Origin of the sequence: Oligoflexus tunisiensis, from assembly GCF_001748245.1 — a bacterium.
In the GTDB taxonomy this organism is placed as follows: Bacteria; Bdellovibrionota_B; Oligoflexia; order Oligoflexales; family Oligoflexaceae; genus Oligoflexus; species Oligoflexus tunisiensis.
The window spans coordinates 498,828-520,036 of the sequence record NZ_BDFO01000001.1 but is presented as its reverse complement, the minus strand read 5'-3'; the positions used below and the strand labels follow the sequence as shown (position 1 = coordinate 520,036).

Annotated in this window: 16 protein-coding genes; 8 read left to right on the top strand and 8 right to left on the bottom strand. The window is 55.5% G+C overall.

The features are described from left to right. Positions 1 to 103: 103 nt before the first annotated feature. Entirely contained in the window at positions 104 to 1,090 is a 987-nt protein-coding gene (locus OLTU_RS02375; RefSeq protein ID WP_141731158.1) for a YheT family hydrolase, read from the bottom strand. A gap of 208 nt (positions 1,091 to 1,298) precedes the next feature. Here OLTU_RS02375 and OLTU_RS02370 point away from each other — a divergent pair, with 208 nt between their 5' ends. The 3 genes from OLTU_RS02370 (at position 1,299) to OLTU_RS02360 (ending at position 4,760) form a co-directional block, all read left to right on the top strand. Beyond that, entirely contained in the window at positions 1,299 to 2,558 is a 1,260-nt protein-coding gene (locus OLTU_RS02370) for a M48 family metallopeptidase (protein WP_176736265.1), read from the top strand. Positions 2,559 to 2,584: 26 nt separating this feature from the next. Then, a complete protein-coding gene (gene lexA / locus OLTU_RS02365; protein ID WP_141731156.1) occupies positions 2,585 to 3,256 on the top strand; it encodes a transcriptional repressor LexA in 672 nt (223 codons plus the stop codon). A gap of 172 nt (positions 3,257 to 3,428) precedes the next feature. Next, positions 3,429 to 4,760, top strand: a complete 1,332-nt coding sequence (locus OLTU_RS02360; protein WP_141731155.1) for a sensor histidine kinase — start codon at positions 3,429 to 3,431, stop codon at positions 4,758 to 4,760. Here the strand turns inward: OLTU_RS02360 and OLTU_RS02355 are convergent. The 4 genes from OLTU_RS02355 to OLTU_RS02340 form a co-directional block, all read right to left on the bottom strand. Further along, positions 4,737 to 7,121 carry a TonB-dependent receptor plug domain-containing protein gene (locus tag OLTU_RS02355; protein ID WP_141731154.1) on the bottom strand — a complete coding sequence of 795 codons (2,385 nt, stop codon included), beginning with the start codon at positions 7,119 to 7,121 and terminating at the stop codon, positions 4,737 to 4,739. The two genes, OLTU_RS02360 and OLTU_RS02355, sit on opposite strands and share 24 nt — an antisense overlap. 182 nt (positions 7,122 to 7,303) lie before the next feature. Beyond that, positions 7,304 to 8,458 (bottom strand): hypothetical protein, encoded by a 1,155-nt coding sequence (locus OLTU_RS02350; protein ID WP_141731153.1) that lies wholly within the window; start codon positions 8,456 to 8,458, stop codon positions 7,304 to 7,306. A gap of 172 nt (positions 8,459 to 8,630) precedes the next feature. Further along, on the bottom strand, positions 8,631 to 8,855 hold the full coding sequence (locus OLTU_RS02345) for a hypothetical protein (RefSeq protein WP_141731152.1): 225 nt from the start codon (positions 8,853 to 8,855) through the stop codon (positions 8,631 to 8,633). A 202-nt stretch (positions 8,856 to 9,057) separates the two neighbouring features. After that, positions 9,058 to 11,112: a PP2C family protein-serine/threonine phosphatase gene (locus OLTU_RS02340; protein ID WP_176736264.1), complete on the bottom strand. Its 2,055-nt coding sequence runs from the start codon at positions 11,110 to 11,112 to the stop codon at positions 9,058 to 9,060. A gap of 204 nt (positions 11,113 to 11,316) precedes the next feature. Here OLTU_RS02340 and OLTU_RS02335 point away from each other — a divergent pair, with 204 nt between their 5' ends. Genes OLTU_RS02335 through OLTU_RS02325 form a run of 3 tightly spaced genes read left to right on the top strand, consistent with a single transcriptional unit; the run spans position 11,317 to position 16,630 of the window. Further along, entirely contained in the window at positions 11,317 to 11,916 is a 600-nt protein-coding gene (locus tag OLTU_RS02335) for a hypothetical protein (protein WP_218109795.1), read from the top strand. A 12-nt stretch (positions 11,917 to 11,928) separates the two neighbouring features. After that, the gene (locus OLTU_RS02330) at positions 11,929 to 13,395 is read left to right on the top strand and encodes a hypothetical protein (RefSeq protein WP_141731149.1); all 1,467 of its coding nucleotides are present in this window, start codon (positions 11,929 to 11,931) and stop codon (positions 13,393 to 13,395) included. Continuing rightward, positions 13,388 to 16,630 (top strand): error-prone DNA polymerase, encoded by a 3,243-nt coding sequence (locus OLTU_RS02325; RefSeq protein WP_176736263.1) that lies wholly within the window; start codon positions 13,388 to 13,390, stop codon positions 16,628 to 16,630. Before OLTU_RS02330 ends, OLTU_RS02325 begins: the two co-directional genes overlap by 8 nt. On the opposite strand, the gene OLTU_RS02320 is transcribed toward OLTU_RS02325, so the two are convergent. Further along, the gene (locus OLTU_RS02320) at positions 16,631 to 16,969 is read right to left on the bottom strand and encodes a PilZ domain-containing protein (protein WP_141731147.1); all 339 of its coding nucleotides are present in this window, start codon (positions 16,967 to 16,969) and stop codon (positions 16,631 to 16,633) included. It lies immediately after the preceding gene. Between the two features lie 38 nt (positions 16,970 to 17,007). Next, positions 17,008 to 17,868: a hypothetical protein gene (locus OLTU_RS02315; protein WP_141731146.1), complete on the bottom strand. Its 861-nt coding sequence runs from the start codon at positions 17,866 to 17,868 to the stop codon at positions 17,008 to 17,010. 250 nt (positions 17,869 to 18,118) lie between these two features. On the opposite strand from OLTU_RS02315, the gene OLTU_RS02310 reads away from it, so the two are divergent. Next, entirely contained in the window at positions 18,119 to 18,436 is a 318-nt protein-coding gene (locus OLTU_RS02310; protein ID WP_141731145.1) for a hypothetical protein, read from the top strand. 75 nt (positions 18,437 to 18,511) lie between these two features. Further along, entirely contained in the window at positions 18,512 to 20,329 is a 1,818-nt protein-coding gene (locus OLTU_RS02305) for a response regulator (protein WP_141731144.1), read from the top strand. 7 nt (positions 20,330 to 20,336) lie between these two features. Here OLTU_RS02305 and OLTU_RS02300 read toward each other — a convergent pair whose 3' ends face one another. Next, a complete protein-coding gene (locus tag OLTU_RS02300) occupies positions 20,337 to 21,158 on the bottom strand; it encodes a TrmH family RNA methyltransferase (protein WP_141731143.1) in 822 nt (273 codons plus the stop codon). Positions 21,159 to 21,209 lie beyond the last annotated feature (51 nt).

The following is a 21,209-nucleotide window of genomic DNA, read 5'->3' as shown; positions in this document are numbered from 1 at the left end:
CGTCTTGACTTGCAATTGCGTTGCATAACGAAATCACCCGAAGCAGCGTCTGCTCTTCGGGTTGCTCAGGTCAGGCTGATTTTTGGCTAGGGAATCGTCCAGATCAAGCGCATGCGCGCAGCTGCTCGTGAACCCAGGTTGTTACGAAGTAGTCCAGCCAGCGATTGTCTCCCTGCGGCGTCCGTTCCTTGCTGATAAAGCCAAGATGGCCTCCAGAATTCTGCACGGAAAGCAGGGTTTTGGTGCTATAGGGCGCTCGGAAAACCGAAGACACCGGAATGATCGGATCATCGGCCGCCGCGAGGACCAGAGTGGGCAGAGCTATATTACCCACAACATGCTTGGGTGAGCAGGAATCGTAGTAGTGTTCGCGATTCAGGAATCCGGCCAATGGAGCAGTTATGACTTCATCGAAGTGACGCAAGGAAAGTCGGGACATTTTCCTGGCCACGAACTCCGCGTCGACCACACTGCGTTCGAGCAGCTGTTTCAGGAGACCGCGCACATAGAAAAGATCGAGGTGCCTGTTGCTGAACTGATTAATGGTGCGTGAACTCAAATCGAGGTCGATCGGTGGGCAGACGGCGAGTGCGGATTTGATCTGCGGCAGCTCGCGAATGTCTTTCACATTCCCGCCCAAAAGATTCAAGAGAATGGTGCCTGACAGGGAAAAGCCCACGACCAGCAGCGGGCTATCAGGCCAGCGCTCCGTAACGGTCTGCAGACCGGCCAGCACATCGCCGACGGAACCGGAATGATAGATGCGGCGGGCAAGTTTCCCATGTGCCCCGGCTCCACGGTGATTGTGGCGAATCACACACATGCCCAGCTTGGTCAGCTTGCTGGCGAGGCGTAACTTATACGTGGAATCGGAATCGCCACCGAGGCCATGCATCAGATAAACTATAGGCGTTCGTGGGGAAGGCTCCGCAGGGTGATTGATGTCGAGAACGATGGCATCACCGTCCGACAAAGGGACGATCACCTGCTCATCCGGTTTTATCGGCGTTGAATCAGGCCAGAAATAGGCGACGACGGTCTGCAGTTGACCGCCGGGACAGAGAGGATGTGGTTCGAATGCAGACGACATGCTCAAACTCCAGGAAAGGTGCCCTCTTGTCGGCACAACGGCCCTGCAGGTTGAGGCTAGGCCAGGCAAGTCTTTGACTTGGATAGACTATTTGGCGCTGAAAGAATTGCAAAAACTCGACAGCCACTCGACATTCTTCACTTTTTTACTTTGCATTTTGGCTCACCTATCGTTAGTTTGGGTCCGTAACTATTTATGGGGAAATCCCTTGAACGCTACTCCCATACTGACCGTCTATCTCATTCTCCGCCTCGGGCAATATAGCATCGAAACTCTGCTGGCCTGGTTGAACCACCGCTATGCCCAGGACCTAAAGCGTCAGGCGGAAGCCGCCAAAGTCCTCGGTATCAGTCCTGAGGCGATGGCCAAATCCTCGGCCTATGCCCGGGATAAGTATCAATTCGCTCAGATCTCCAACGCTGTTCAGCTGCTGGTTACCCTGGTTTTTCTCGTGGCCGGGGGCCTCGGCTGGGTGGAACGGACCATCAGCCCGCTGACAGGTGGCGCGGCCAACCCAATTCTTACCGGTTTGGGATTTTTTGGATTGCTGGGAGCATTAAGCTATGTCCTGAGCCTGCCCTTCGACCTTTATTTCACGTTTGTCATCGAACAGAAGCACGGTTTCAATCGCCAGACGCTGAAAGGCTTTATCAGCGATCAGATCAAAACGATTCTGCTCGCTGTTCTGCTCGGCGGGCCCTTGCTGGCCGCCCTGCTCCTCGTCATGGGACGCAGCGGCAGCAACTGGTGGATTCCCGCCTGGCTCCTTCTCTTTGGTTTCAGCCTTCTGACCGCCTGGCTCTATCCCACCCTGCTGGCGCCGCTCTTCAATAAGTTTCATCCTTTGGAGGAGGGCCCCTTGCGGGATGATATCTACCGGCTGGCGCGCAAGATCGATTTCGATACCGCGGGCATTTCCATCATGGACGCCTCGAAACGATCCTCGCATGGCAACGCCTATTTCACGGGCGTTTTTGGCAAAAAGAAAATCGTGCTCTTCGATACCCTGGTGAAAAGCATGAGCCCGGGTGAGGTCGTCGCCGTGCTGGCCCATGAACTGGGGCACTTCAAACTGCATCACGTGCGCTGGTCGCTCATTCGCAGCTTTTTCATCACCGGCCTGATGTTTTACGGGCTCAGCCTGTGCCTGCCCCTCGTGAGCTTCTATCAGGCTTTCGGTTTGCCGGCCGTTTCCGTCTACGGTGCGCTCGTGGTATTTTCTCTATGGTTTGGCCCCGTCAGTTTCATTTTGCAGCCGCTCCTGAGTCAGATCTCACGGCGCAATGAATTCCAGGCCGATGCTTTTGCCCTGCAAAACATCGAAGACAAGCGCAAGCTGGGCGATGCCCTGCTCAAACTCCGGGAAAACAGTCATCTCATGCCTATCAGTCACCCCTGGTATTCAGGGGTTTATCATTCGCATCCGCCCCTGCTCGAACGATTGGATGCTATGGGATATCTTCGATAACGAATTGACTCTGAAAGGTGCAGCTTATGCAGAACTTGACTCCACGCCAGCTCAAAGCTTTCGAGTTTATAAAATCGCACACCGAACGCGTGGGCTATGCGCCGACGCTTCGTGAACTCTGTGACTTTATGGGTTATAAAGCTGTTGGTTCCGCTCAGGATGTGATTGCCTCGCTGCGGAAAAAAGGGTTTATCACCACCCCCATGAAACAGGCCGCACGTTCCCTGACCCTGTCCGACAAGGGCAAGGCGTTTTACGGTGTGAAACTCGCGGCTCCTGGCGACATGGGCGATTCCTTTCTTGTGCCCTGCCTCGGCAAGGTGCCCGCCGGTGTGCCCATCGAAGCGATTGAAGATCACTCTGGTTATATTCGGGTTTCGAGCAGTCTTCTGCCCCGCTCCGTGACGCAGGAAAATCTTTTTGCCCTGCAGGCCAAAGGTCTGAGCATGCTGCACGCCGGCATCCTCGATGGCGACTGGCTGGTGATTCAGCAGCAGCAGGACGCTCCGCATGGCACCATCGTCGTCGCCCAGGTGGGCGAGAATGCAACGGTGAAACGCCTCTGTCTTGACGGCCGCCGCGGCTGGTACCTGAAGCCGGAAAACCCTGATTTCAATGAAATCTATGCGGATGAAGAGCCCTTCGCCGTCCTCGGCCGGGTAGTGGCCCTGCAACGTACCCTCCTCGAATTGAACTGATAATGGCGAAACCCGCCATACTGACAATATTCAGCCCCTGAGTTTATCGCCAGTGACCCGATTTCTGGCGATAACTCGACGTCCTCTCCCTCCTGATCCTGTTTACATATTCTTTCTCAGCGGCTAGGATACGCGCGCAACCCGTAGGTAGGGCAAGGCGGGCACGTTGACCATGCTGCAGCAAGTAAAAAAATCCGAGGCGGGAGCCAACCGACGCCAGATCCGAAGTATCAGACGGACGCTGACGGTCATGGATTCGCTATTCGCCCTGATCCTCCTGCTCGGCCAACGCCATCAGGAACTGCTGGTGCTGCTGGCTTTTGTGATTCCCATGCATCTGATCCTGTGGCACCTCGAACGCAAAACGGAGTCCCGTCTCAAGGCGCTCCTGATTGCTCTGCAAAACCTCACGTTTTTCACCTTCGCCAATCTCCTCGGGGAACAGGCTTTCGTGCAGCTCATTGCCTTGAGCGCCTTTTTATGTCAGATCATTCTCCTGCGTCCGCAGCGCGGAATCGAATGGGCGGCGGTCTTTTTGGGGCCGATCCTTTGGAATATTTTGGAATGGCAGAATTATGATGTATTCCGGCTGAACCGGGTGCAGCCCGAGTGGATGATCACAGCCATGCGCCTGACCATCCTCAACGGCTCCTTTCTTTTCCTTTATCTGATCCTCGACTTTCTGCGGATGCGTTTTCTGGAAATTCAAAATGAAATGGTCGCCGCAGGCATCCACCTGCAGCAGGCCAAGAATACAATCGAACGTCAGCAGTCGGCTCTCGTGCAGAATTCAAGAATGCAGGCGCTCGGTGAGATGGCGGGCGGCATCGCCCATGAAATCAATAATCCTCTTTCCATCATTGTGGCCCAGCTTTATACCCTGAAAGCCCGGGCGCAAAAGGAAAAGCTGAGCGCGACCGAGCTGGCCGAATCGCTGCAGAATCTGGAGCGAGGCTCCGGTCGCATCTCGCAGATTGTGCAGAGTCTTCTGCTGATCTCGGGTGATGGCGCCCGGGACCCTTTCCAGAACTGCAGTGTTCGGGACATTCTCGCTCACACCGATACCCTGTGCCGGCAGAAGTTTCAGCATCACGGCATCGAGCTGACAGTGGACCGCAATGGAACCGACTCCCTCATGATTTCCTGTCATCAGTCGCAGATCGCGCAGGCTCTTTTGAATCTTCTGTCCAATGCCCATGATGCGGTGGTCACAGCTTCGGAACGCTGGGTCCGGGTCTGGACCGCCCATGACAAGGAACGCGTGGTCTTTATCGTGGCCGACAGCGGTCCCGGGCTGACAGCACAGCAGAAGGAACGACTCTTCCAACCCTTCTTTTCCACCAAGCCCATCGGCAAAGGCATGGGCCTGGGGCTCAGCATTGCCAAAGGGATCGTCGAGCAGCATCAGGGTCATCTATGGCTCGACACATCCGCACGGTTCACCACCTTTAAGATGGAACTGCCTTTGGTCCAACCCGCTTCAGAAATTCCAGGCGAGGCGTGAATAATAAAGACCGCCCTTGAAACCAAAGGGCGTGGTTTCCCAGGAATACTTGAAACTGCCGCCTGCATAGGTGCGCACCGGATGATCGGAATTCATGGCTTCAGGATAGATATTAAAAACATTCTGCGCTCCCACATCCAGGCGAATGCCGGCGGGGAAGGCATAACCGGAGTGCACATCGGTGATCCATTTCCCATCATAGGTTTGCTTGTAGCCACCAAAGCCGGCGCCTGAAACTTCTCCATAGTAGTTCAGCTGCGCGCCTGCATTGAAGCGTGCCTGGTTGTATTCCCCCGCCAGCTGAATGCGATCCCGCGGCTGACCTTCCTCGGTCAGGACGATTTGTCCCTGGCCAAAGATAAGATTGGGATCGATGCCCTCCGGGGCTCTGACGTCCAGGACCTCGGTTTGATTGCGATAGTAGCCGAGGCGTGTGTTCACGGTCCGGCCCGGGCTCAAAGGAATCAGATAATCCACGAGCAGATCCACACCCCGGGTATCGGTGTCGATGGCATTGGTGAAGAACTGGGCGGCATCGACATTGAGTGGTTCCAGGACAGCCCGGATCGGACAGTTGCTGTTATCCGGAGTGCAGCCAGCCGCAGGCTCCGCATTCAAGAATTCCGAAAGCACAATGCGATCCTGCACCCGGATGCGATAGACATCAGCCGAGACGGTCATGCGCGGCAGAGGTTTGGCGAACATGCCGATGGACTGGTTGATGGAGGTTTCATTCTTGAGATCACGCAGGCCGATAGCTTCGAAGATGGCACTGTCCTGACGCGCGGTCTGGGTTTCCGTCAGTTCCGAACCGGCAAAGGTCGTGCTGCGCGAACTGTAATTGACCTGCTGCAGGGAGGGAACACGGAAGCCGGTGGAAACTGTTCCGCGAAAGGCCAGCTGCGGCGTCACATCATAACGAAGCGACAGCTGTCCCGTGGTGGAGGAACCAACGTTTTCATAATCCTCATAGCGTCCCGCCACGGCTGTCAGAAAATTCTGGGCCACGCGCGATTCCAAATCCACAAAAGCTGCCCTGGAATAGCGGGTGGCATCGACTTCATTGGCCGGCTGAAAACCGGGAAATCCCTGCATGCCGGCCGGTGCCAGCTGCCCCGTTGGGCCGAGCAGTTCCAGGGAATAGTCATTGGCCGGGCCATAGGTCCAGGAGGCAGGATCTCCGGCGATGATCTGATAACGTTCCTGGCGATAGACCAGCCCTGTGGTTAAATCCAGCTCCCAGTTGTTCTGCTCGACCAGCCTCTGCCGCAGATCGAGGTTGGCGGAGGCATCCGCATATTTCAAGGTGCCATCGTCTGATTCCGTGGGTGAGGCATCGCCCAGGGAAATATTCATCGAGTTTTTGGAACGGAAATTAAAACTGTTCTCTCCATAGCTATAGCTCAGGTCAAGGTCGCCGGTTCCCACCTCACGCCTCAAGCCGGCCGCCACCGAACGATCATCAATGCGCGTGACGAGCAGCGGCAGGGTGCCGTTGGGATGGATGTTGGGATTATTGCGGTCACTGTCCGGTTCACGGAAAAATCCACCGGATTCGCTTTGTCTTTGCGCCACGCCTCCAAAAAGATAAAATTCGGTGCGATCATTGAGGCGCCATTCACTGTTGAGGAAGGCGGCTCCATCCAAAGCCTCGGACTCTCCAATCTTCATGGTACGCCGGCCAAAACGCTGATCGATTTCCGCGCGATTGGTTTCGCCGCGTTTTTGAATTTCCCCGCTCAGCGTGACAAAACTGTCGGTTCCGACCAGGGTCCGGGCTGTGACTCCGGTTTTGGCCGTGTTGCCGTCACCTTCATAATTGCGGGCCCCATAGACGTGAACCTGATTGCCGCTGCTTCCATCCTTGAGAACGATATTGATGACACCGGCGATCGCATCCGATCCGTATTGTGCGGAAGCGCCCTGGCGCAGGACCTCGACCCGCTTGATGGCCGAGACAGGAATGGCGTTGATATCGGTGCCGGCCGATCCGCGACCGACGGTCTGCTGCACATTGAGCAGAGCCTGGCTATGCTGCCGTTTGCCATTCACCAGAATCAGGACCTGGTCAGGTCCCATGCCTTTCAAGGTCGCGGGCCGGACGGAATCCGTTCCATCGGAAACCGTGGTCTGGGAAAAATTGAAGCTCGGCGAAAGAGCCTGCAGCAGTTTTCCCGTTTCGGCAATGCCGGTCTTTTCCAGCTGCTCCTCATCATAAATCTCGATCGCCACAGCTGCTTCGTCGGCGCTGCGACCGATGACGCGTGTTCCAACGACCGACATTTTTTCGAGTGGTTGATTTTGGGCCTGGATATCCCAGGCCAGGCCGAGCAGGCCCAGGGCTGTTAAGTATTTTTGCATGAATGTCCACCAAATGAGAGTTATTAAAGCCCCATCAAAATATATGCCTGGCTGATGAATACCACTGAAAAGTGAAGGCTGTAGAATACTGGGAAGAACATGCGCTGAGGAAGTTGCATGGCAGACTGCTTCATACAAACAGAGTGATCGCGTGGATCACTCTGTGCGGCGAGAACGGAACATTACAAGGATCGTGCGGCCTGGGCGAGAGCGGAGAGGTTCTGATAATCGATACGCGAGGATCCATTGGCAGCCGATTGAACAATCCAGACAAAGTCGGGATGTTCATCCGTGATCCATTCGCCACCGATAATGTTGTAGCTGCCGTCCAGCTCGAGCACATACTGCCAAACCTTCTGCAGGTAGGCGCGTTGTGGGACCAGCTGCGTCGTTGGTTGGTCCCCGCTCACCAGGACAACCGTTGCGTTGACGTTGATCAAATACTGAGTTCCAGGCGCCGCATGAGGATAGGAAGGATGGGGCGTAAACCGGCGCAGATTATTATATTGAATGCGGTAGTTATAAATCGGGTAGTTCCAAACCATCTCATCCCGTGAAATGTCAATGATCAGCTTGCGCTCCTTGTCTCCCACAAAGCGATCCATGGCCAGATGAAGAGTTGCGGGATTGATATCCCGGCACTCCGGTTCAATCACGCGTCCATTGGCATCCTTGGTCACCTGCGGACGGTTGCAACGCCCCCCGGCTGAGACATACTGTTTGCGCGCGTGCGCATAGTACTGGGACATGAGCGCTTTGATATCTTCGGGATAAAAGGGAACGATCTGGCCGCTGGGCGACTGGGCACGGACCATCCGGATCGGTTCATCCTCCATCGAAGTCGCCAGAGCCCAGCCATCGCAAATGCCAAACCAGGTGGGAATGGTATTGTTATAATTCTGAGCCGTGTTGATCACCTTCTGACGCTCGATACGGGTCAGCGTCATGGCCGGATCATTCACCCAAACGTCATACTTTTCCGCCGGTGAAAGCCTTTGCAGCTGCTCAGGCCTGAGCTGCTGATACTCGGGGAAGGAAGGGATCGGATACAGATACGCTGTATAGGATTCCGTCTGGCCCCCATACTGCCACCTGTAACTGATGCCACCCTGATAGGTGGGCCAGTAAAATCCGCTCCAGAATTTTTGCGGACTGTTGATTTGCGCTGTGGCCCGGACATCGGTATAGGGTTTGGTGTCCAATCCCATTCGTTGATAGGCGTTGATCGCATCCGGCGCCTCGTGAACATGACTGTTGTGGGTCAATCCAGAGGGTTGCCCACAGGACCAAAAACTTAGAAAAAGGATAAGGGAGGAAACGTGGGGAAGAGATTTCATGCTCGTTCTCCTTGGATGACATGAAATGTGGTCATCCTCGAACGAACTTGTCTATTTGTAAATCAAAAACTGTCGCGCTTTTGCGAAAGCTGAAAAGACAGGGCGGCATGCGGAATCCTTCGGAGGAAAGGCATGCACGTTTCCATGCAGCAGTGCAGCTGAAGCGTGAAATTCAGCGACGGCGAGCCACAGTTTGTGTCATGCGCACCTGAAAGGTTCGCGTGGCATGCGACTCCTTGCTTGGCGCTTCTTCATCCTCGGGCTCCAGAGCCTCCGGCTTTTTCAATTCATGGCTGGCCTTCAATCGATCCGCGAAGCTCTGCACGGCCTGATCGTTGGAATCATTCGTCTCGTTTTGAGCGACCAGAGTCAGAGTCATCAGCAATGACATCAGCATGGCAAACATCCTTCACAACAGTTGTTGTACCCTCATTTCGTATCTCTTTCCTCTTTCAAGGATAATGCCAGTCATAAGTTCTGATAATGATTGCATGCGGTACTATCATAATTTCTGACACAGACTACAAATTCTGCGACAGAATTTTCGCCCGCGCGAAGCGGTTTATTTTACATGGAATTTCAATCGGTTATAAAGGTCTTCACGAGGCCTTCTGGCAGTTGATGAGGAGCAGGGAGCGATCATCTTCCAAACGGAAGTCCTTGCCGACTTCATCCAGGACTGACTGCAGGCTGTCGATCACCAAGGGGGCTTCCGGCATCTGGTCCACACGCTGGATCAGGCGCTTGAACGCGCGAGAGCCTTCCATATAACCGTCGGTAAAGGTAAAGAGAATGGCTTCCGGAGCCGGCTTGAGCGCTTCGCAGGCGATCACATTATCTTCAGTGACACCCAGGGCGGAGGATCGCAGAGGAATATAACGGGCCTGTCCGCCCTCCCGTAAAAACCAGCCTGGGGATCCGGCATTGTAGAGTTCCACCTGCCCATCGTTATGCAGGGCAATGGCGGTGACCGAGCTGCTGATCTGCTTGTCGAACAGTTCGAGGAGCCGCCGGTTGACCCGCTGCAGAGTATCGTGAATGGACATGCCCAGGCCCTGGCATTCACCAAGGATGCCGATGATCACGGCAACGGGGATGGCCGCCGAGGGGCCCTTGCCCACCACATCACCCAGGAAGAGCCGCCGTTCATTGTCGCCGGCTTCCCAAAGATAGATCCAGTCCCCGCTCATCTCCTGCGCGGGCAGATAGCTCATGGAAACGGTAAAGGAGCCAAAGACCTGTTCCTCCTGGGAAGGCAGGAGGATTTCCTGCACGGCGCGACCGAGGTTCAGGCGTTCCGCAAACTGCACCTTGGCCTTTTCCTCTTCCAGACGGCGGGCGCGTTCCTGCAGAAACTGGTTTTCAACTTCCATCACCCGCCACTCACTGCCGAGCCGGTTATAGATATACTGGATGATCCCGCCACCGAGCATACCGATCAAGGGCAGAACCCAGGGCAGAAGAATGCTGTGATAGCTGAAGAGATAATTCACGAGCGTAAACCAGCTCGCGGCCATCATGAAGAGGAAGGCCCAGTACTGCATGGGACCTGTGTAGCGGGCTATGGCCGTTCCCAAGACCGTTCCCAAAAAGATCAGCCAGGGAAGCGAGCCCATGGGTTTGAGCCAGCGATTTTCCAGAACCGAGTCCACCAGCGTCGAAACCAGAATGCCGTTCGGCAGGTCACCAAAGGGAGCGCCTTCGATGAAGTTGGTGGCGCCGGTAAAGAAGTCGAAGAGGATGAGAACCACATCCCCTTCCTGGACCCACGTCTCCTCCTTACCCTCGCGGGCGCGCTTCAGGGGGTACTGCAGACTGCGCATGTGAGCGACATCGTAGAAGAGCGACAGAGGCCGATGATTGACATAGACGCTGCCGTTGTCCCGCAGCGGAACCTTCTGCCCGTTGATTTCCAGATTGCGTCCCACTTCAATGCGATCCGCCGCATAAAGAGCCAGGTGGGGCAGCAGGTAATGGGTTTTGTAAAGAATGAAAGGCTGCACGCTGCCGCTCGTATTGATCCGCAGATGGCCCACGCCGCTGAAGGCACCCTGGAGGGCCTTCTCATAGGCATAAATGAAACCTGAGGTATCCTTCATGTCCTTGCCATCGCGCAGATGCCGCAAGACATCATCCCACTGAGCGCCGGGTTTGAGCCAACGCGTGGGACCGTACTTTTCCTCTTCCAGTTCCAAAGCCGAGCGCAGTTTAATGGCGTTCTGGTTGATCCACGAGCCGGTATAGATCGGCGCCTCCTTGATCTGGCGCAGACGCTCAAAATCCTCTTCATTGGTTTGTTCCGGCACCAGGGAGAAGACCTTATCGAGGATGATGGCTCGCGGTTTTTTCTGCGCAATGTTACCAAGCAGCAGCGAGAGGTCATGGATACTGAGTTCGGTTTTCTTCAGAAGTTCGACGCTGCCATCATCGAGCGCCATAATTTTTAAACGCGGCGAAAGCTTCGGTGTCTTGCCCAGTTTCTCCCGAACATGGAACAGCACAGGGTCCGCCGCATAGGTTTGAATCGAGTCATGCACGGCGGTCGGGCCAATGAGCTGCAGGAGCAAAACCCAAAACAGCCACGCGAGCACGAAGAGCCTCTGCGAGTTTTGCCCGTGCTGAGAGTTGCTGGTATTTTTGGTCGGTTCCTGCAAACCGCTCCTCCATGGTTCTGCCCTATGCATCGGCAAACCCGCGCCAGTCTTGATAATTAAGTTAGGGAAATCGGTGAAAGCCCCCTCACTCCAGGGGATGACATATTCGGGCGGAGTTGACGAAGCGTCCGGGACCTGGTTACCATGCTTTTGTATGGTAAGGGGTCTGAAGTGCAAAAGAGCGAGAAAAAATCAATTGTTACAATGCGTGCAAGCCAGCTCCCCCAAGGGCGCGGTGGGTTTCTGCAGCCGCCGCTGCCGAGTCGTCTGCCTCTGCTCGACAGCTTTTTAGGTGGCGGTCTGGGCTGGGGAGACCTTAGCGAATGGGGTCTTCCCTGGGGCTGTGGACTCAGGGATCTTATTCTGCCCTTTTTGGTCAGTGCCCAAGGAGAGCAGCCTCCCGCCTGGATTCTCTGGGTTTACGGACAAAAGGATATTTGTGTCAATCCTCTGGCCTGGCATGCCCGTGGGGTGCAGCTTGAAAGGCTGCGCTTTGCCTGCAGCACCAAACCCCTTATCGAATTGAAACCACTCTTTCTTTCCGGTTTTTTTCGCGTGATCGTCCTGGACGGCATACCCCGCCTGATGGACGAGGACTATGCTTTTCTTGCAAGACAGGCGCGCCGTCTGCAGCAGCACATTCTGGTTTTGCATCCTTACACTTTGACAAGAGAGCGCGGCAACGTCTGGGCCAGGCTGCGTATCAACTGCGGACGGAACTTTGCGCAGCAGCATGTCGTCCTCACGCTTCTCAAGGGTCATCAACAGCGGCAGCTCCTGCTGCCTTTTCAGAGTTTCATTTAAAAGGAGACAGCCATGCATAAGCTCCTGTCCTTTCCGGACTTCACACGGAATCTGCAAAGCTCCCAGCAGGATCGTTTTTTGGCCCTGCAATGGACCGCTTCCGCCGAGGAAGCGCGGCAGCTGGCGCACAGTTTAAGTCCCGAAGTGATGCACTGGGCCGATGATGTATGGCTGATTGATCTGGCCAGCTGCCAGGCCTACTGGCAGTCCCAGGCGCAAACCAGGCAGTTAAGCTTTCATCAACTCCTGCTGAACCAGCTCGACGAACTCTGCGGCGTGCAACACTATCGCGCGGTGCTCGGGGATCATCCCTGGCAGGCGCTTTTGCTTTTGCCCTGCCTGGCCCAACAGAATTATTTCGGTCTGATCAACCGGCACAGCTCCATGGGTGACAATCTTTTGCAGGGGCTCAGCTGGGATGATTGGTGGCAGGCCTGTGCCCGGTATGCCGATCATAATCCGGGAGAAAGCGCGCGCCTGGAACTGCAAAAGCGTCGAAGGCCCATGCAGCTTGCTATGCGTCGACTCGGCTGCAGCACGCCGCATCATCTCAAGAAGCTGCCGCCCGAACATATTCGGCGAAGATTTGGAGCGTTTCTTGGCGATCTTTGGAGTTTGACCTGGCAGCCAACGCCGCAACCCCTTCCGAGTCATGCGCCGGTGCCCTTTTTGTTTCCCTGGCGCCGGGAGGAACAGAAAAGTGATCCTTGCGTGCGTCGCGTTTTGGATGCACCCACGCGTGACTGGGATGTTCTTGAAACTTATTTGCGCGAGGACCTCAACCGCTTCCGGTTCTTAAGTTCCTTTAAGGATGGTGAACGTATTCTGGCCATGGAGTGGAAGATTGTCCTCTATAACCTGCAAGAACTTCCTGTATCCATCCTTTTCCGCCATCCCCATAGCCTCCAGCATGATCATCCCCAACAGAGGACAGCCCTGCTCCAAATCTCCTTTGCTCTGCAAAGAGCCTTGCAGCAGCAGAGGTTGAGCCAGCCCGATGATCCCTGCTTTTGGATTGTATCCTGGGAACTGCGCATCACTCAAAAACTGCGGCCGCCACCCCGGCAACTGACCCTCTTCAACGAAGGGGAACACAAGGACTGGGAGGAGCTGCTGAATTTGGAAAATCAGCTGCCCGCTCCACTCGAATCCTATGCCCTGCGTGATGATTGGGTGCCCGAGGATTCCTTTGCACGGGACAGCCTGGATCGGGTTCTGCCGCCCATGCTCGATCATAGCGGCAGTTTAAAAAGTCTTGGCCGCAGCCGGCCGCTCTACATGCAAAAGAAAGCCTATCCGCTCGCACGTCCTGGCCAGAGCCTTTTATGGAAATTCCGGGAACGGACCATGGAGAAGTGGTGGCTCCGCCCGGGTCAGACCGCAGTGCGCGATTACTATGAGGTCCTTTGCGACCAGCAGCTTCTTTGGGTGGCGCGGGAATCAGCCGGACAGTTTCTGGTTCTCGGCATCTATGGCTGACGCCGGGCTGCCCTGGTGGGAATGGACCTGCCATACCAATTTCAGTTTTCTCACCGGCGCCTCCCATCCCGAGGACTGCGTGCAGAGAGCCCATGATCTTGGTTATCGCGGCCTCGGTATCACGGACTATGATGGCGTTTATGGAATCGTGCGGGCCTGGCGTCGCCAGCAGGAATGGCCCGAACCGCAGAAACTGCCCTTGTTCCATGGCTGCGAAATGCATCTTGCCGCCGATCACCAGAGGCCGGTGGTCTATCGGGATAGTGTGATCCTCCTCGCTCTGAATCGATCCGGCTATCGGCAGATGAATGAGCTGATCAGCTTCGCCCATCGGGACAGCAAGGACCGGGCGGTGCTGCCTTTGGATCATCTTTTGGCCAAGGCCAGTCCGGATCTGATCTGCCTGCAGCCCATGCGTGGTCTGATCCGCCGCGAGCCCATGGCCCGGGTGCAGGAGCGCTATCAGTCTCTGCGCGACGCCTTTGGGGACAACTTTTTCCTTCTGATCAGTCGGCATCTGAATCCAGCCGAGGATCACTGGATTCCTTTGACTCTGGAACTGAGCCGACGCCTCGACATCCCCTGGCTTTGCAGCCAGGACGCTTTCTTCCATGAGGAAAAGGCCAAGGAGCTCTGCGATATCCTGCAGGCCATCCGCCTGAATCAAACCGTGGATGAGGTGATCCCCCATCTTTTCGTCAACCGGGAGCGTTGTCTGCACCCGCCCGCTTTGCTTTATCAGCGCTACCAGGCTCTGCCTGGCTTTCAGGAGGCCCTGCGACGCGCGGCGGCCCTGGCCGAACGCTTTCATTTTCATCCGGGTGAACTTTGCTATCAGTATCCCCAGGAAATGCTGCCGCCCGGGCATACGGCCCAGAGCTATCTGGAAGAGATCACCTGGGAGGCGGCACGGCAACGTTATCCGGCCGGTATTCCCGATACGGTCCTCAACACCCTGCAGAAGGAATTGAATCTGAGCGCGCAGCTCAACATTGCCGATTATTTTCTTACCGTCTGGCAAATCGTCAGCTGGGCGCGTTCCCAAAATATACTCTGTCAGGGTCGGGGATCCGCCGCGAATTCCGCCATCTGCTATGTTCTCAATATCACCGCGGTGAACCCTGAACGCTTTGATCTGCTCTTCGAACGGTTTCTTTGTGCCGAGCGGGGCGAGCCTCCGGATATCGATGTGGACTTTGAGCATGAGCGGCGCGAGGAGGTCATTCAGCATATCTATGAGCGGTACGGACGACACCGTGCCGCCATGGTTGCCAACGTAATCGCCTTTCGCAGCCGCAGTGCCCTGCGCATGGTGGGCAAGGCGCTGGGAATTCCCATGGCCATCATTCAGGACGTCAACCTTTTGCAGGAAAGGCGCCTGCAGCGTCTGGACAAGGCTCCGACCCTTGCGGAAGGTGAGTCCTCAGGCTGGGGTGATCCAACTGTGAACGCGAGCCTTCCGGTGGATCTCTGGTTTGATCTCGCCCAGCGTATCAAAGGTTTTCCGCAGCACATGGGCATTCATTCAGGAGGCTTCATTCTGAATCATGAGGACATGACCAGCATCGTGCCCGTTGAACCTGCGACCATGGAAGGCCGGACCGTGGTGCAATGGTCCAAGGAGGATATCGAGGCGCTGAATATTTTTAAAATCGATGTGCTGGCCCTTGGCATGCTGACGGTCATTCGCAAGGCCTTCGATCTGGTGCATAGGACCCAGGGCAAACGCTATACACTCTATGAAATACCGCCCGACGATCCGGCCACTTATCGCATGATTCAAAGGGCGGAAACGGTTGGCACCTTTCAAATCGAATCCCGTGCGCAGATGTCGATGCTGCCGCGTCTGCGCCCGGAAAATTTCTATGAACTCGCGGTGCAGATCGGCATCATTCGTCCCGGACCGATCGTCGGTGGCCTCATCAATTCCTATCTGCGCCGCAAGCAGGGCACCGAGCCGATCACCTATCCGGATCCGCGGCTGATTCCCATCCTCAAGCGCACGCTCGGCATTCCCATTTTTCAGGAACAGGTGATGCGCATCGCCATGCTGGTCGGCAGGTTTTCCGCATCGGAAGCGGATCAGCTGCGCAAGCATATCGGCAGCTGGACACCGTCCCGGGGTTTTGGTCCTCTGGTGGAAAAACTGGAGCAGGGTTTTCGGCAAAGCGGTTTGCAGGAAAAATTCATCGAACAGATGCTCGGCCATCTGCATGGCTTCACCAACTATGGCTTTCCGGAATCCCATTCGATTTCCTTCGCCATGATCGCCTATGCCTCCAGTTATTTGAAATGCCACTATCCCGCCGCTTTCTATGTGTCGCTGTTGAATTCCCAGCCGATGGGCTTTTATTCCATCCATGCCCTGGTGCAAACCGCGCGACGTGAAGGACTTCACTTCCGGCCGATCGATATCAATCGTTCGGAATGGGAGAGCACACTGGAGGAGCAGGCTCCCGGTGTCTGGGCCATTCGTCTTGGTTTTCATCTGGTCAACGGACTGCAGCAGGCCGGAGCCCGGCGCCTCATCGAGCGACGGCAAAGGCAGGGATTCTGGAACAGTCTTGGCCCTTTTTTACAGGAAAACGTGGCCCATCGCACGGATCTTACGGCTCTGGCGGCGGCCGGGGCCCTGCAGGGTTTTGGCATCGATCGCGCGGCTGCCATCTGGCTGACCGAAGCCGTGCCCTTTGCCCCGCTTTTGGATCATGAGCTGCCCTATGATTTCGCCGCCGAGGATGATCAGCTGCGCATGGAAAGGGATTTTGGCAGCTTTTCCACCACCCTCGGCCAGCATCCGGCCCTGCTTCTCCGGGAACGTTTCTGGGCTTATGAACTGCCGGCTGAAAAATTGGAAACGGCGCAGCAGCTGACGCAACGACGTGATGGAGTCACCGTGCATGCCTTTGGTCTCGTTCTGGTGCGGCAGGCGCCGATGACCGCCAAGGGGATGGAATTTTTTACGCTGGAGGATGAAACCGGATTTATCAATCTCGTTTTTACGCCGCAGACGCTGGCCCTTTATAAGCACATCGCGCATACGCATGCATTTTTATGTGTGAGGGGACGTTTGCAAAGGCAGGGGGAAGGTCACTCGATCCTGGTGCAGCATGTCTTCCCAAGGCAGATCAAGGATCCGAAAATTGTTTCCCTTCTGGAGCGCACCACCAGCATGCCCGTTGACGTTGCGGAGGAAATGTTTGCACGGCTTCCTCCTGCACGCAATTTCCACTGATCACAGACGCCCTTTCTGGATGAGGATTCGCTGCTCTTCCATGATCCTGGCCAAAGGAATCCGGCCATCGGCATCGAGATGCACAGCGATCTCCTGATCGAAGACCCGCAGCACATGACCCTTGACGAACACCGTTCCGCGTTTGTTCGGCAAATGAATGGTGCCTTCCAAATAATCCTTTTCCAGGAAAAGCGCGCCCTTTTTAAAGGAAAAACGGAAACCGCCTTCCGAAATGTCCAGCACGGGAAACTTGCCCTGATCGCACTGAAATACCGGCTGGTCCGGGGCCCGGTAAAAGATGCGATAATGCTCACGTTGATTTTGGCCGCCTTCTGTCATGCGTCCAATCCTCCTTGCCTTACGATTCTAACAGAAAATCAGGAGTCCTGCTTCCTCCTGGGCCTGCTCCGATTCTGTTTACGATTCCTGCCGTCAGGTGAAAAGGGAATCTTGATCATCACCTCATCGACCTGATCCATGCGCAGGGCCGGTTGAAACACAAGATAATAATAACCCTTTTCGCCCATCAGTGCGCGGAAAATCCCGGATTCCGAGGTGGCCGGAAAATCAAAATCATCGATCAACATCGGTGCCGCGGCTCCCGGCTGCCAGCGAATGAAAACCCGTTTGCCCCTGGGTTCCATGGAGCGCGAAGAGAAGACCGCACGCGGATACCCTGGTCCAGCCAGCAGTCCCACGCGCGACTTGTTCAGATGAAAACGCCCGATATAAACCCGGCGACCGGACAACAGGGCCCGACAGGTCGGAAGATCCGAATTCGCTATATCCACAACCAGCTTGGCTGCCATTTTCAGGTTCAAATCCATATAAGGTTCAAGCTTCACTGGCACACTCGCCGGCAGCGATTCATTGAGTTTGATCCACTGCCCTGCGAGGATATAACGATCGACCTGCACCGGTCCGGTTTTCAAAGCGAATTTGCAGGTTCCGAGCATAACGGAAATCACGGAAGCGGAAGGATTTTTCGCCTGCTCCGGTGTGGTTTCAAAACGATCGATGCTCTTGCCCACAGCAAAAGGCAAAGGGAACGAACTTTCAAAGCCAAGGGCTGCATCACTGCGCTGCAAATCGCTGAAATAGCCCTTGTCATCAACCTTGTCGCCATCATCCTCCAGATCCAAGGCAAAATCGTCCTCTTCGGTCACCGACCGCTGTGGGGTGCTGCTGCATGATAGCAGCAGGACCATGACCATCCATGTCAGGATCAGACGGATCATCCCTGCTCCGGGCGCATTCCAGATTATTCTGCCCATCAACGCTTCGGCGCCCAGGCTCAAAAACTTACTAAAAAGGGAGGAAGAATCAGCCGGGTCCTTGGTCAAAAGACAAAAAAGGACACAACTGAGCCAGTCGGATCACGACCAGAAGCCGTGCAACTTTATATAATTTCAAGTACTTGTCTATGGTATAACCACTGCAATCCAAATCACGCAGCAAGCATCCCTTCCCTGACAAGCGAGGACTGACATGAAAATATGGCCCCTGATCCTGACCCTCAGCGTTCTGAGCCCATCCGCCCTGGCCCACAGCTCCCAACTTCATTCTGACCTTGATGATCGCATGCGCGCCCTTGAGGTCACCGTGCGTGAGCTCCAAAATGAAGTCGAGCGTCTGCGGAACCTGCGACCCACCTTCAGCTGCCTTCTGAATACCCCGTTTGGAACGTTTCACGGCAAGGGTGAGACCAGCCTGGAGGCCAAGGCCCGGACCCTGAATGCCTGTGAAAAGGGAAGCAAGGCCTTCTGCAGTGACGATAAGGTTGTTTGTGAAAAAGCTGATATTTAGGTAAACAAATCCAAATCCGACGCAACCTCTCCTCTCCCGATCCGATACTTCCAAGGTGAAGAATCGGGAGATGTCGTGATACCCGGCGTGAAGCAAAAAGACAGTGACCTTATCCCGAGCATCATGCGCCAGCTCTGGGTTTTTCTCGCTTATGTTGCGGCTGCCAGGCTGGCCCTGCTTCTGGCACTGCCGCCGGGCTACGCATCCCCCATCTGGCCCGCGGCCGGCATCGCGATCGCGGCCACCATCGTCTGGGGTCCCTCGCTCAGCCTGGCTGTTTTCCTGGGATCCATCGTCACCAATTTACGCCCTGAAGAGCTGCTGCGGGATCCCATGAATCAGATTCTCCTGCAGTCCGGTATCGCGCTCGGCAGCAGCGTTCAGGCTTATCTGGGTTCCCTGATCTATCACGCTTTGGATCGGCGCCTGCCGCAGACATCCCGTCCTCTTCGCCTCTCCTGCGAAGCGTTTTTGCTGGGGCCTGTCACCTGCCTGACCGCCGCCACGATCGGAACAGGCACTCTCGCAGCCTTTCACATTATTGAAACGCGCAGCATCCTGACCAACTGGATCTGGTGGTGGCTGGGTGATTCCTTTGGTGCCGGTGGATTCGTTATGCTGCTCATACGTCTGCATCGCACCTGGAATCCGCGTCAGCTCCGAATGAAAACCTGGCCCTGGCTCCTGGTTCCGGCGGGCCTCAGTCTGTCCATCATTATGGTTCTGGTTGTGCAGCTGACGCGCAACGATCGCCGTCATCAAAGTGATTTGAACCATAGCGTTCTGGATTTTCACACCCGTGTACAGCAGGAGACCGCTCACATTCTGCGGGACTTTGAGATGCTCGTGGAATTCTCCCGCATCGTCGACCCTCGGGAGTTGATCGCACAGGAACCAGCCCGGCATCAGAACCGGGTCCAAACTCACTGGATTCCATACGAAGCGGGCCATCATCACATTCCTGAATCCCTGCCTCCCATGGAATCTCTTTTGCAGAAGGCCTGGCAGAGTGAAATGTCATGGGCCAGTCCGCTGCTGGATCACGATGGAATGAAAGTGATCATCCTTGTGAAGAAGGGGATGAATTCCCGGTTCCCGGGTCTTTTCCTTAGGATCGTGCCCGTGGAATCCCTGATCCAACCGGCTCTTTCCCAGCTGGATCATCCTGCGTTTCATGTGCGTCTTAAGCCGTTGGACCCGACCGCACAGGAATCCTGGCAAGGCTGGTTTGGAACAGACCTGGCGGAGATCCCGCGCATTCCGCTTTACGGAAAGTTCCAGCACACTCTCGAAGTGGGTCCGCAGGCGCTCGGCCTTCAGGTGAATTTTCCTGCTTATACCTTTCATGCGGATCGCATGGGTGATCCCATATTCATGACTTCGCTCTGCATGCTTCTCACGTTCGCGCTGAATATCCTGTTGATCTCGCAACAGAAGGAAACGTCTGCGGCCTTATCGCGGCATCAGGATATCCTGGTGGTCGATGACAATCTTATCAATCAAACAGAAACCGCAAGCCTTCTGACCCAGCTCGGTTTTACGGTGGATACCGCCGCGGATGGAGTCGAGGCTCTCACCAAGGTCAGGCAAAAACACTATGATGTAATTTTCATGGATGGGCGCATGCCCAGAATGAATGGCTATGAGGCCACGCAGCGTATTCGGGCTCTCCATCAACCCAAGCGTGGACCCTTGATTTTTGCTCTGACAGCCAACAGTCCGGAGGAAATCCAGGAGAAGGCCTGGCAGTCAGGCATGGATGGTGTGCTGACCAAACCCCTTGCCGCCGATGCTCTGATCCGCACCATCGGCCCCGCCCGCCATGGGCCTGCTTTTGGGAATGACCTTCACCTGATGGACGAGAAAAAACCGCCTCGAAAGGATGTGGCGTGAGGAACGCTCAGGGCTCTGCCGATGCGCTGTCCTTCCGCACGCCGTGCAAACGACTATATTCCCCAAGCATCAGACCTGTAGCCACCGCCACATTCAAACTTTCCACGGCGCCAGTGCCAGGAATCACGATCGCATCATCAAAAAGCGCTTCAATTTCCGGTGAGGCGCCATGCACCTCATGCCCCATGACCAGACATAATTTTTGCGCCAAAGGCTGCGCATAAAGTGAAGTGCGCGCATGGCTTGATGTCCCGACGATGCGATAACCCAGCTGACGCAAACTCTTGAGAAAGTTCAGGGCATGATCCAGCACAAAGGTGTCCACAAATTCCGCGCCCCCTTCACTCACCCGTGCCGTCGCCGCAGACAGTGGGGGCAGCTGCTGATGTCCGGCCAGCGTTCGCCAGCCGAAGTGAGCCATCACCCGCATGATGGTACCTATGTTGTGGGGATTCTGGACGCCATCGAGAAAGATAAAAGGCTGTGGGAAGATTTCGAGCCTTTTGCGCAGGGCCTGCTCGTTGCCGTGCCCAGGAGCCCGGGCGAGAATCGCCACACCCTCATGATGCACGGAAGCTGTGATGCGTTCCAGATCCGCTGGGCTGACGATATGATAGGCCTTCTTTTGTTGGGCACACCAGCGCAGGAGCTCACCAAAGCTGGCCAGCAGCTCCTCGGTGCAATACACCCGAATAATATCCTGCTTGCGGAGACGCACCAGGGTTTCGCAAATATGCAGGCCGCAGTACAAAAGTTCCGGTCTTTTTTCGACAGGTTTGCCGGCATTTTTACTGATCATGATGGGCGTGGAACGTGGTTTGAAACCCATGAGGCATCCTTTGTGAACAGAGCCCCAATTTCTAGCCCAACTGCGCTCCAA

Excerpts from the sequence above, each read along its gene's own strand:
- OLTU_RS02355 (WP_141731154.1), bottom strand. The coding sequence starts at position 7,121 with ATGCAAAAATACTTAACAGCCCTGGGCCTGCTCGGCCTGGCCTGGGAT.
- OLTU_RS02345 (WP_141731152.1), bottom strand. The coding sequence starts at position 8,855 with ATGCTGATGTCATTGCTGATGACTCTGACTCTGGTCGCTCAAAACGAG.
- OLTU_RS02310 (WP_141731145.1), top strand. The coding sequence starts at position 18,119 with ATGAAAATATGGCCCCTGATCCTGACCCTCAGCGTTCTGAGCCCATCC.
- OLTU_RS02350 (WP_141731153.1), bottom strand. The coding sequence starts at position 8,458 with ATGAAATCTCTTCCCCACGTTTCCTCCCTTATCCTTTTTCTAAGTTTT.
- OLTU_RS02300 (WP_141731143.1), bottom strand. The coding sequence starts at position 21,158 with ATGGGTTTCAAACCACGTTCCACGCCCATCATGATCAGTAAAAATGCC.
- OLTU_RS02315 (WP_141731146.1), bottom strand. The coding sequence starts at position 17,868 with ATGATCCGTCTGATCCTGACATGGATGGTCATGGTCCTGCTGCTATCA.
- lexA (WP_141731156.1), top strand. The coding sequence starts at position 2,585 with ATGCAGAACTTGACTCCACGCCAGCTCAAAGCTTTCGAGTTTATAAAA.
- OLTU_RS02330 (WP_141731149.1), top strand. The coding sequence starts at position 11,929 with ATGCATAAGCTCCTGTCCTTTCCGGACTTCACACGGAATCTGCAAAGC.
- OLTU_RS02335 (WP_218109795.1), top strand. The coding sequence starts at position 11,317 with ATGCGTGCAAGCCAGCTCCCCCAAGGGCGCGGTGGGTTTCTGCAGCCG.
- OLTU_RS02375 (WP_141731158.1), bottom strand. The coding sequence starts at position 1,090 with ATGTCGTCTGCATTCGAACCACATCCTCTCTGTCCCGGCGGTCAACTG.
- OLTU_RS02320 (WP_141731147.1), bottom strand. The coding sequence starts at position 16,969 with ATGACAGAAGGCGGCCAAAATCAACGTGAGCATTATCGCATCTTTTAC.
- OLTU_RS02325 (WP_176736263.1), top strand. The coding sequence starts at position 13,388 with ATGGCTGACGCCGGGCTGCCCTGGTGGGAATGGACCTGCCATACCAAT.
- OLTU_RS02360 (WP_141731155.1), top strand. The coding sequence starts at position 3,429 with ATGCTGCAGCAAGTAAAAAAATCCGAGGCGGGAGCCAACCGACGCCAG.